This is a genomic window from Streptomyces sp. NPDC059875, from assembly GCF_042731085.1.
Taxonomy (GTDB): Bacteria; Actinomycetota; Actinomycetes; order Streptomycetales; family Streptomycetaceae; genus Streptomyces.
On the sequence record NZ_JBHWJZ010000001.1, the window covers coordinates 386,647 to 397,772 of the forward strand.

Genomic DNA, 11,126 nt, shown 5'->3' on the forward strand with positions numbered 1-11,126 from the left:
GAATCCGTTCTTACCAGAAATCGGGCAGGCTGTAGCGGTAGGTGTTGGTCTGGTGCCAGTAGTGGTTGCCGTCGACCCACGTGGCCACGCCGCGCAGGAAGCGCAGGACGTTCGGGACGGGGCAGGCGGCGGCGAGGTCGGCGGCCGCGGCCTCGAAGTCGTGCATGAGGTCGTTGTGGACCTCGACCGCCTTCAGGTACGCGTCGCGCTCGGCGCACTCCTCGCGCTCGGCGATCACCACGGGCAGGTTCAGGTGCCGTCCGGGGCTGGCGAGTTCCTTGGTGTACGAGTACAGGTCGTTGACGATGGTGGTCGCGTTCCCGGCGAGCGCGATGACCCGTTGCATGGCGGGCTGGGCGTGCAGGTCCGCCGGGAGTTCGTAGCCGCCGACGGCGTCGGTGATGGTGGGGCAGGGGCGGAAGTTGTTGAACTGCCGCATCGCCAGGTACTCCCACACCTCCGGGACGTGGTCGGTCTCGGCCCAGGCGGCCTCGGCGAGGTACCCCATGTGGAGCCGGGCCATGTCGTGCCGGAACCGGTCGGCCTGGGAGGGGGTGGACTGGTTGACGAAGTACTCCATGGCGGAGCGGTACGCGCGCCGGGGGGCGTCCGAGCCGAGCGACGCCACCCACCCCGGCGCGTACTCCTGCGTCGTGTGGAGGGGGTCGAGGGCGGTGTGCGCCAGGAGAAGGCGTCCGCCGAGGCCGATGGGCGAGCCGCCGTGGTCCTCGCAGTAGCAGTCGTCGACTGCGTTCTCGGCGACCATCAGCCGGGTGGCGAGCATCAGATGGTCGACGGTCGGGGCGTCCGGGTGACAGGCGACCATGTAGCGCCCGACGGAGAAGCCGTCGAACTGGCCCTCCCACTCCTCGGGGTACAGCTCGACCTCGTCCACCGCCCAGTCCTTGATCCTGCGACTGACCTCCTCCACCCGCGCCGCGTCGGGCTCCGGCACGGGGTGGTGGTAGAGGCCGGGGATCGGCGTGCCCTCCGCCGATGCCTCGGACGCCGGCGCCTCGGACGCCGGCGGCTCCTCGCGCGGGCTCAGGTAGAGGCCCGATGTGCCCAGACCGGTGGGGCCGCGCAGGATCCGTTCCAGGGCGGGCAGGGCGTCGTAGGGGTCCGCAGCGGCGGGCGGGCTCGACTGCAGAGGGGAAGGCCCGGGGTCGGGCATCCGTGACTCCTTGGTGAGGTGGGGGCTTCCCGGCCGGGGAAGGTCCGGGCTTTCGTGGCCGTCGGACGGGTCCGCTAGTCGCGCCTGCGGGCGATCTGCACGTTCTCCAGCACGCCGAGCGCGTTGGGCACCAGAATCGCGGCGGAGTAATACGTGGTGACGAGGTACGACATGATCGCCTGCTCGCTGATGCCCATGAAGCGCACCGACAGGCCCGGCTCGTACTCCTCCGACAGGCCGGTCTGACGCAGACCGATGACGCCCTGGTTGTCCTCTCCGAGGCGCATGGCGAGGATCGAGCTGGTGTTGTCCTTGCTGATGGGGATCTTGTCGCAGGGCAGGATCGGGACCCCGCGCCAGGCGTGCACCTGATGCCCGTCGAGCTCGAGGGTGTCCGGGTAGAGCCCGCAGGCGTTCCACTCGCGCCCGATCGCCGCGATCGTCCGGGGGTGGGCGAGGAAGAGCTTGGTGCCGCGGCGGCGGCACAGCAGTTCGTCGAGGTCGTCCGGGGTGGGCGGACCGGAGTGGGGCTGGATCCGCTGCTTGAAGTCGGCGTTGTGGAGCAGGCCGAACTCCCGGTTGTTGATCAGCTCGTGCTCCTGGCGCTCGCGCAGCGCCTCGATGGTGAGCCTGAGCTGCTCCTCGGTCTGGTTCATCGGCCCGTTGTAGAGGTCGGCGACCCTCGTGTGGACCTTGAGAACGGTCTGGGCGACGGAGAGTTCGTACTCGCGCGGCCCCAGCTCGTAGTCCACGAAGGCGCCCGGGAGCGCGACTTCGCCGGTGTGGCCGGCGGACATCGCGATCTCGGCCTCGCCGTGCCGGTTCTGCCGCTGGTGCGGCAGCGAGCTGAACGCCTGGATGTGGGCCTGGAGAGTCGGCGCCGAGGCCAGCACGGCGTCGAAGTCGGCGCGGGACAGGCTGAGCAGGGTGCCCGCGGTCTCGGCGGTGGCGGTGCTGTCCCACCTGCCCTCGCCGTCGAGGAGAGCGTGCTCGCCGAACCGGTCGCCGTCGGCGAGCACGGCGACGCCGATCTGGTCGCCGTACTTGCCGACGGAGGTCTGGTTGATCCGGCCGCGGGCGATCAGGTGGATCTGGTGGGCGGGGGTGCCGCGCTCGACCAGCACCTCACCGGCGCGGAAGTCGCGTTGGACGCACCGATCCGCGATCGCGCTCAGCACCTCCATGTCGTCGAAGCCGCGCAGCAGGGGCAGTTCGCCGAGCTCCCGGGGGATCACCCGGACGTCGGCACCGTCCTGGACGAACTCGATGCGCCCGTCGCCGACGGTGTAGCTGAGCCGACGGTTCACCCGGTAGGCGCCGCCCTTGGTCTCGACCCAGGGGAGCATCCGCAGCAGCCAGCGAGAGGTGATCTCCTGCATCTGCGGGGCGGACTTGGTCGTGGTGGCGAGGTTGCGGGCAGCCGCGGTGCTCAGGCTGGACTGCGGCGGCGCCTGCTGTGCGTCCGGGCCGGTCTCGACGCTCATCGGGGTGAGCTCTCCTTCGCGGGGCTGGTTGATCGGCGCGCGCGGGCACGCCGAACAGGAAAGAGGAAGAAGTGGGTGAATCCCTGGGATTCCGTCCAGGTCCGGATGAACAGTAACGGGCGATATGCCCAGGTCACTGCATGAAGCCGAGGGCATTACCTCGATGAAGTGACCTTGCTCCGCAGAGGGTTTATCCGGGCGACCGATGACATTCGAGCCACCTGACCAAGAGCCGACTCACTGAAGCGGCCGCATGTCCTGGCTTGCTCAGGGGGTGGGCCGCGCTCTGCCGATTGCGGCACCAGCCCCCCCGGGACGCGCGAAAGGCCGCTCTCTCACGAGCGGACATGGGTGAGGCCCCGGAGGAAGATCCTCCGGGGCCTCACCTTTCAGGCGTGTCCGGTCATGGCCGGATCGCTCGCGCGATCAGCCGATGGCCCAGCCGAATCCCGCGCCCGTGGCCGGAAGGCCGTTCTGGCCCGGCTGGTACGTGGAGACCGTGCCGGTCGTGCCGGTGCGGCCGCCGGTGGCGTTGCTCCACGGCAGGGCGTACGCGGCGCCGTACGGAGCGGTGTTCGGCGCACCGATGTAGAGCCTGGTGGCCGTGGCTCCGAGGTGGTTGCCGATGGTCTGGCCGGCCGTCGGGGTGCCGCCCAGGCCGGAGGCGTTGCCGGCCTCCATCCAGTAGTCGGTGTCCCCGGGGGCGCCGAACGGATAGAAGCTCTGGACCGCGCCCGCGTCCGTGGTGGTGCCGACGTCCTCACCCGGGATGCCGACCGCGAGGACGAGGGTGGTGGCCGCGCCGGGGGCGCGCGGCGCCAGGTTGGCGAGGGCGACCTTCTGGCCGAACGTGTCGCCGGCCTCGGCCGCGCCCTGTACGTTCTCGACTTCCGCGTGGAAGTTGGCGGCCTGGGTCACCACACCGGCGCCCGTGACGCGGAGGCTCTGGACGGCGCCGGCCTGAGTGACGGTGCTGGTGCCGACCGCCAGGGCCTCACCCGGGGAACCCACCGCGAAGACCGTGTCGGTCGCGGCGGCCGTGGTCGAGGGTCGGTAGGCGACGGCGGCCAGGGACACGCCGAACTGGTCGCCCGCCTCGGCCGCGCCGGACACGAAGTCGTCGTCCTGGCTGATGCCCTGGATCGGAGTCGGGATGCCGTCGGCGCTCAGACCGTGCTTGAGGATCTGGACACCGCCCGCGTTGGCCAGGGTGCCGATCGCCTCGCCCGGCGAGCCGATCACGATGTGGTTCGCCGAGGCCGCGACGGCGGAGCCGAACGTGTCACCGGCCTCTGCGGTACCTCCCATGCCCGGCTTGTCCTGGTGGACGGCGACGTTGACGCTGCCGCGCAGATAGTGGGAGCTGCCGGCGTCGGCGACGGTGCCCAGGTCCTCGCCGGGCACGCCGATCACCAGGTACGGCTCGCCACCGGTGGTGTGGCCGGCGGCGACGGAGTGACCGAAGCGGTCGCCGGCCTCGGCGGCCGAGGTCAGGATCGAGCCCGCGCCCGTTCCCTGGACGAGGTCGAGGGTAGCCTTGCCGGTGGCCAGGCCGCCGGCGGCGCCGTAGAAGACCTGGACGGAACCGGCGTCCGTCTGCGTGTCGACGTCCTCGGCCGGGGCACCCACGACGAGGTCGGTGCAGCCGTCCTTGTCGTGGTCGAAGGTGGCCAGGTTCTCGCCGAACCAGTCGTTGGGCTCGGCTCCGCCCGAGACGGCGCCGAGGTCCTGGCTGATCTCGGCGGTGCCCTTGCCGCCGCCGTGGACCACCTGTACGACACCGGCGTTGGCGTCGCCGCCCACGGTCGCCTTCGGGTCGCCGACGACGGTGTCCTCCACGCCGTCGCAGTTGAAGTCCGTGAGACGCGGCGACAGGTCGAGCTGGATGCGCGGAGTGCTGGCGCCCGTGTAGCTGATTGTCTTCCCGCCGGACTCCAGGATCGTCTCGAGCTCCGCGACGCCCGCCCGGGGGTACGCCTGCCGGAGAACCGCGAAGGCGCCCGCCACATGGGGAGCGGCCATGGACGTGCCGTTCTTCGAGCCGAAGCCGCCGTGCGGAACCGAGGAGACGATGTTGCTGCCAGGGGCGAACACGTCGAGCAGCGGGCCCCGGTTGGTGAAGGAGGACAGCTGGTCGTCGTCCATGGTGCTGCCCACCGTGATGGCCGAGGATATGCAGCCCGGGGCGCCCACCGCGTTGGTGTACGCGTTGTTCCCGGCGGAGATCACCGTGGCGACACCGGCGGTGCGCAGGTTGTCGATGACCACCTTGCGGGAGTCCGTGTCACAGGCCGCCGTGTACTGGCCGCCGCCCAGGCTCATGTTGGCCGCCACGACCGGCGTCCCGGACTGCCGCAGCTGCAGGACCTTCTCCAGGCCCGCGAGCTGGTCGCTGCTGTAGCTCCGCACGCACGGCGCCGCGCCGACCCCGCAGTCCTCCTCGGAGCCGAACTTGCTGAACACCTGTATGGCGATGATGCCGGCGCCGGGGGCGACACCGGCCTTGGGGGCTCCGGTCACGCCCTGCCCGTTGCCCGCGGCGATCCCGGCCACGTGGGTTCCGTGGTCACACAGGCCGCTCGTCGCGCAGGGGCCGCTGTCCGCGTCGGCCGCGCCCGTTCCCTCCTGCTGCTCGGTGCCGTTGGGGCACAGGCTGGTGATGGAGGAGGCGGGGTCGTTGGTCGAGAAGCACGCCTCGGCGATCACCCGATTGCCCAGGAAGGGATGCTTGGTGGCGACGCCGGTGTCGAGGATGGCCACCGCGCTGCCGGCGCCCGTGTTCCCGGCGGCGGCGGTCTTGTCCGCGCCGATCACGGGAATGCTCGAATCCAGGGTGGGCGGTACCGCCACGTCCTCGGTGACGCTCACGACACCCGGCTGGCCGGCCAGCTTCTCCAGCCCGGCCTTGTCCACGCGCAGGGTGGTCACGGGCAGCGTGGACAGGGTCTTCAGCGTCTTGCCGACGCGGGCCGCACCGGGCAGGTCCGCACGGTTCCTGGTGACGACGTTGACCCTGACGGTGCCACCGCCGTCGACCCGGTCCTCGAGGGCGGGGTCAACGGGGTCCGCTGCCGCGGGGGTCGCTGCTTCGGCGCTCGCCGGAGCGGCGTAGGCGGGTATCGCGCCGAGAGTCACGGCCATCACCGCCGTGACGACCGTGGACCATATAGGTCGTTTCATTTCACTCCATCAGGAAGCGGGCGTGGGGGAACGCCCGCATGGAACATGCGTGGGGGGGGTGCGCCACCGTATCGAACACTCTGACGAGGGCATGCAGCTGCCCCCCGGCCTGAGCCACGCCCGCAGAAGGGCCGCCGTTTCACCGGCGACTGGCGGGGCTGTCAGTGGGCGCGGGGTGTGGCGCTGCTGCTCGCCCCGTTGCCGCTTTGCCCCTCGATGTCACAGAAGCCGGAGTCCTTCAAAGCCTGGTTGATGACCTTGCCTTGGGCTTCTGTGATGGTGACGTCCCTGTAGGTGAAGTGTTGCGAGGCGAACCAGTCGGGCTTGTAGGCCCCGTGGTTGAGGGACTGGCACTGGTCACGTGCGGCTTCGACGGCCTCGTCCTCGTACCGGACGGTCTCGGGTGCGGCTTCACGGAGGGCGGCGAGAAGTTCGGCGCGCTGGGCCCCGGTGGGTTCTTCCGGCCTGCGGGAGGCGTCCCGCAGTACGTCTTCCCTGGCGGCTTCGGCCGCAGAGGCGGATGCCACGAGCTCTTCGATGCCGACCCGCTCGGGATCACTGGCGCAGGCGGTGACGGTAAGAAGAGCGGCGGCGACGAGGCCGGCCGCGACGGCGCGGATGCGCATGGTCCCCCCAGGACGTTGCGTTGCTGAGGAACCCATCATGCAGCTCGTGGGACAGGAGGGAATGCGGTTTTTCCCGGCCGCCGTGACCAACGACCGCGGCCCCCAGCCGCTCCATCGGACGCTCCTCCGGAAGAGCGTTACTGCGGACCGGCCCCCCCAGATCCGCACCAGTGCCGCGCGCCGGCACGTCGCGCACCGGCGCTCGCCCCTGACGGCCCGCGCTCATCCGGCTTGTGCGAGCAGCCCGTCGACGAACGTGCGGAGTCCTTGGGGGTAGATGTCCCGTGCGGCCAGCGCGGCCCATCGGACGCCGATGGCGGCCAGGTGGGGCACCTGGGCCGGGTCCAGGTCGTCTCGGTAGGCGAAGGGCCGACCTTCGTCCCGTCGGCGGGCGGAGTGGGCGCGGACCAGGACCTCGCCGACGGTGAAGTACCAGATGCTGCGGAAGACGTCGACGCTCTGCTCCGGTGTGCATCCGTGGTCGCCGGCTCCGGCCACGATGGCTTCGACCATCCACATCGCCGATTCGTCGAGGAGGCCGACGAAGCCGTCGGCCGAGAGGACCTCCGCGGCCCATGGCCAGGCCGCGAGGGCGTCGTGCATCGCGGTGGCGGCCGTGACGATGCGCTCCCGTGGGTCACTGGGCAGTTGGGGGCGTTCGATCTGCTCGATGTGGTGATTGAGCAGGAGAAGCAGCAGGTCGTCCTTGTTCCGGATGTGGTGGTACAGGGTCGTCGCCCCGACGCCGATCTCGGCGGCCAGGCGGCGGATCGTCAGCTTCTCCCAGCCGTCCTGGTCGATGAGCCGACGGGCGGCCACCAGGATCTGCGCGCGGGAGGTCAGGGGTGGCCGGCCGGTGCGGCCGTGCGGTGCGGGCGCTCGGGACATCGTCCCATCATGCCGCCCCTCCGCCCTCCGCCTCGCAATGGGTGCGGTTCGGCTTTCGTGTTCACGGCGGCCTGCCTCATGCTACTTTCGGAACGCGTTCGGAAAGTCAAAAGGCAGCGTGGAGAAGGGAGTTCGTGGAGCCCCTCCACCGCCAACGGTCGAGCGGACCGACGGCAGGAGGACCATGACCACCACCGACCTCGCCAAGGCGAGGGAGCAGTCCACACCACCACCCGATGCCGAAGCCGATTCCGCGGCGGGACAGAACACGGCGGGGCAGAACATGGCGGGGCTGCTGCGCCCCTATTACGTCAGCTTCGCCGCCGTTGTGGCCCTGCAGGTCATCGGCGCCCTCGCGGGCCTGATGCCGCTGCTGGCGGTCGTCGAGCTGGGGCGCGCTCTGCTGGCGCCCGGCCCGATCGACCACGGTCATGTCCGGATCGTCGTGATCGCGGGTGCGGCCGGCTTGTTCCTCCGACTGCTGTTCACGGCCGCGTCCTCAGGAATCGGGCACGTCGTCGACGGTCAGGTGCAACTGACGTTCCGCCGACAACTGGCCGCGCAGCTGGGGCGCGTACCGATCGGCTGGTTCTCCCGGCGCGGGACCGGCGAGCTGGCAAAGGTGGTCGGGGAGGACGTCAGCGCCGTGCACCCGTTCATCGCCCACACCCCCGGCGAGCTCGTCTCCGCCTTCGTGGTGCCGCTGGCGTCGCTGATCTACCTGTTCACCATCGACTGGCGGCTCACACTGATCACGCTGATACCGGTCGTGCTGGCCGTGGCGCTGGTCCCCCTGATGATGACCCCGACCCGGCTGCGCGAACAGGAGGAGTTCGATGCCGGCATGGGGCGGATCGCGAGTTCGGTCGTCGAGTTCGTCCAGGGCATCTCGGTGGTGAAGGCGTTCGGCGGAAGTGAGCGCGTCCACCGTAGGTTCCTCACGGCCGTGGACGATTTCGTCGGCAGCTTCTTCCGGATGGTGCGCGGGCTCGCCGGGATCGCCGCCGGGATGCAGGTGGCCCTGTCACCGCCGTTCGTGCTGCTGGTCGTACTGATCGGCGGTACGGCTCTCATCACCACCGGTGACATGGCCGCGGCCGACCTGCTGCCCTTCCTGCTGCTCGGACTGGGCCTCACCGCTCCCGTGGCGGCCCTGGGCCACGGCTTCGACGACATGCAGGCCGCCCGGCGCGCGGTCGGCCGGATCCGGGACGTCCTCGAGGTGCGGCCGCTACCGGAGCCCACGCATCCGGCCACGCCCCAGGGGCACCGGGTGGAGCTGCGTGACGTCCGGTTCGGCTACGACGCCGATCACGAGGTGCTGCGCGGGATCGACCTGGTGCTCGAGCCGGGGACGGTCACCGCGATCGTCGGACCGTCGGGGAGCGGGAAGTCCACGCTGGTGCAGCTGTTGCCGCGTTTCTTCGACCCGACCCACGGTTCGGTATCCCTCGGCGGCGTCGACCTGCGCGAGCTCGGCAGCCGGGAGCTCTACCGGAAGGTTTCCTTCGTCTTCCAGGACGTCCGGCTCCTGCGCGCGTCGGTCGCGGACAACATCGCGCTGGCGGTGCCGCACGCCGGCCTCGACGAGGTGGTGCGCGCCGCCCGGCTGGCGCACATCCACGATCGGATTCTCGAGCTGCCCCGCGGATACGAGTCGGTGATCGGTGAGGATGCCGGACTGTCGGGTGGCGAGGCACAGCGAATCTCCCTCGCACGCGCACTGCTCGCCGACGCACCCGTTCTCGTGCTCGACGAGGCGACCGCCTTCGCCGACCCGCAGACCGAAGAGGCGGTGCGCCGTGCACTGGCGACGCTGGAGGGCACCCGGACGATCCTGGTCATCGCCCATCGCCTGGAGACGATCGCCGACGCCGACACCGTCGTGATGCTGGACAACGGGTCGATCGTCGAGCGCGGCAAGCCGGCCGAACTGCTGGCACGGAACGGACAGTTCGCCGCGTTCTGGCAAGCCCAGCGGTCGGCGATCGCCGACCGGACCGAAGCCCACGGTGGCGTACCGCAAGGAGATGAGCCCCGATGATTCGCATGCTGCTGCGCGTGCTGGGGCACGAGTACGCCCGCCCGGTGCGTCGCACCGTGGCCCTGATGACGACGACGGCCCTCGTCGAGGGTCTGTCCTTCGCACTACTGGTTCCCGTGCTGCGGGCACTGTTCGGGAGCACACCCGAAGACGCCTGGCCCTGGCTGATCGCGTTCGGGGCCGCGGTCGCCCTCTACGCGGTGCTGCGTTATGTCAGCGATCGGTCCGGTTTCCTGGCCGGGACCACGCTGTTGCGCGGCACGTACCACCGTCTCGGCGACCATCTGGCCCGACTGCCCATCGGCTGGTACGACGCAGGCCGCCTCGGGGAGGTGTCCGTCCTGGCCAGCCGTGGCGTCCTCCAGGCGATGAGCGTGATCGCGCATCTGCTGGCACCGTTCATCTCCGCCTGCGTGACCCCGCTGACGATCGTTGCCGTCATGCTGGCCTTCAACTGGCAGATGGGCCTGGCCGCGTTGGCCGCCGTACCGGTCGTGGCGGCGATCCAGCTCCGGACGGGACGCTCGATGGCCGCCACGGACACGGAGCGCCACGAACGCGACCACGAGGCCACCGGGCGAGTCATCGAGTACCTCCAGGCGCAGCCGGTGCTGCGGGCCGGCGGCCGGACCGTCGAGCGCTTCCGGGTGCTCGACGACTCGTTGGAAGAAGTCCAGCGCGCCTCCCGCCGAACGGCCCTGTCGGCGCTGCCCGGCGTGGTGGGTCTGGCACTCGCGGTGCAGACGATGTTCACCGTCGTGCTCGCCCTGGGCGCCTACCTCGCGCTCGGCGGGAACATCGGTGCGGCCGAGGTCTTGGCGATCCTGGTGCTGGCCGCCCGTTGCGCGGATCCGCTGCTGTCGCTGTCGGACATCAGCGGCCAACTCCGCGGCGCGCGTTACGAGCTGGCGCGGCTCGACACGGTCTTGCGCACCGAGCCGCTGCCGGAACCGGCCGAACCGATCCAGCCGGTACGCCATGACCTGGAGTTCGAGTCCGTCGCCTTTCGGCACGGCGACCACACGGTGATCGACAACGTGTCGCTGTCCTTGCCGCAAGGACAGCGGCTTGCCGTTGTCGGACCGTCGGGTTCCGGCAAGAGCACGTTGCTGCAGTTGCTGGCGCGGTTCTACGACGTGGACGCGGGCGCGGTGCGCGTGGGAGGGGTGGACGTGCGCGCGATCAACACGGAGGTATTGATGGCGCAGATCGCCATCGTCTTCCAGGACGTCTACCTCTTCGACGGCACGATCGAGGAGAACGTACGCCTGGGTCGTCCCGACGCCGCCGAAGCCGAGGTACGGGCGGCAGCCGCCGCGGCCCGGCTGGACGAGGTGATCGAGCGGCTGCCCGGCGGATGGTCGACGCATGTCGGCGAGGGCGGTGCCCTGCTGTCGGGCGGTGAACGCCAGCGTGTCTCGATCGCGCGAGCACTGCTGAAGAACGCGCCCATCGTGCTGATGGACGAGGTGACCTCCGCACTGGACCCGGTGAACGAGGCAGCCGTCCACGAGGGCATCGAGCGCCTGATGGCCGGCCGGACGGTGGTGATGGTCGCGCACCGGATGCGAACCGTCCGACGCGCCGATCGCGTCGTCTTCCTGGACGGCGGCCGGATCGTGGAGGAAGGCAGCCACGACGCACTGCTGCGCCGCGGCGGCCGCTACGCAGATTTCCAGAAGTGAGCTCTTCCAACCTCACGCTGACGCGATGGAGGACGAGAACGGCCT

At 70.4% G+C, this 11,126-nt stretch carries 7 protein-coding genes; 2 read left to right on the plus strand and 5 right to left on the minus strand.

All coding sequences use genetic code 11. The annotated features are described in order from the left end of the window. Positions 1 to 10 precede the first annotated feature (10 nt). From ACFV9D_RS01515 to ACFV9D_RS01535, 5 genes are all read right to left on the minus strand, one after another. A complete protein-coding gene (locus ACFV9D_RS01515) occupies positions 11 to 1,174 on the minus strand; it encodes a family 2 encapsulin nanocompartment cargo protein terpene cyclase (RefSeq protein WP_385139157.1) in 1,164 nt (387 codons plus the stop codon). 74 nt (positions 1,175 to 1,248) lie between these two features. After that, entirely contained in the window at positions 1,249 to 2,658 is a 1,410-nt protein-coding gene (locus tag ACFV9D_RS01520; protein WP_385139160.1) for a family 2B encapsulin nanocompartment shell protein, read from the minus strand. Positions 2,659 to 3,084: 426 nt separating this feature from the next. After that, positions 3,085 to 5,838 carry a S8 family serine peptidase gene (locus tag ACFV9D_RS01525; RefSeq protein ID WP_385139163.1) on the minus strand — a complete coding sequence of 918 codons (2,754 nt, stop codon included), beginning with the start codon at positions 5,836 to 5,838 and terminating at the stop codon, positions 3,085 to 3,087. Positions 5,839 to 5,999: 161 nt separating this feature from the next. After that, a complete protein-coding gene (locus ACFV9D_RS01530; protein WP_385139165.1) occupies positions 6,000 to 6,464 on the minus strand; it encodes a hypothetical protein in 465 nt (154 codons plus the stop codon). A gap of 222 nt (positions 6,465 to 6,686) precedes the next feature. Next, the gene (locus tag ACFV9D_RS01535; RefSeq protein ID WP_385139168.1) at positions 6,687 to 7,352 is read right to left on the minus strand and encodes a TetR/AcrR family transcriptional regulator; all 666 of its coding nucleotides are present in this window, start codon (positions 7,350 to 7,352) and stop codon (positions 6,687 to 6,689) included. A gap of 184 nt (positions 7,353 to 7,536) precedes the next feature. Between ACFV9D_RS01535 and ACFV9D_RS01540 the strand changes: the two genes are divergently transcribed. Together ACFV9D_RS01540 and ACFV9D_RS01545 are read left to right on the plus strand one after the other, a co-directional pair. Next, a complete protein-coding gene (locus tag ACFV9D_RS01540; protein ID WP_385139171.1) occupies positions 7,537 to 9,396 on the plus strand; it encodes an ABC transporter ATP-binding protein in 1,860 nt (619 codons plus the stop codon). After that, positions 9,393 to 11,081, plus strand: coding sequence for an ABC transporter ATP-binding protein (locus ACFV9D_RS01545; RefSeq protein WP_385139174.1), 1,689 nt, complete (start codon positions 9,393 to 9,395; stop codon positions 11,079 to 11,081). Before ACFV9D_RS01540 ends, ACFV9D_RS01545 begins: the two co-directional genes overlap by 4 nt. Positions 11,082 to 11,126 lie beyond the last annotated feature (45 nt).

Coding starts and splice junctions, on each gene's coding strand:
- ACFV9D_RS01515 (WP_385139157.1), bottom strand. CDS start 1,174: ATGCCCGACCCCGGGCCTTCCCCTCTGCAGTCGAGCCCGCCCGCCGCT.
- ACFV9D_RS01520 (WP_385139160.1), bottom strand. CDS start 2,658: ATGAGCGTCGAGACCGGCCCGGACGCACAGCAGGCGCCGCCGCAGTCC.
- ACFV9D_RS01525 (WP_385139163.1), bottom strand. CDS start 5,838: ATGAAACGACCTATATGGTCCACGGTCGTCACGGCGGTGATGGCCGTG.
- ACFV9D_RS01530 (WP_385139165.1), bottom strand. CDS start 6,464: ATGCGCATCCGCGCCGTCGCGGCCGGCCTCGTCGCCGCCGCTCTTCTT.
- ACFV9D_RS01535 (WP_385139168.1), bottom strand. CDS start 7,352: ATGTCCCGAGCGCCCGCACCGCACGGCCGCACCGGCCGGCCACCCCTG.
- ACFV9D_RS01540 (WP_385139171.1), top strand. CDS start 7,537: ATGACCACCACCGACCTCGCCAAGGCGAGGGAGCAGTCCACACCACCA.
- ACFV9D_RS01545 (WP_385139174.1), top strand. CDS start 9,393: ATGATTCGCATGCTGCTGCGCGTGCTGGGGCACGAGTACGCCCGCCCG.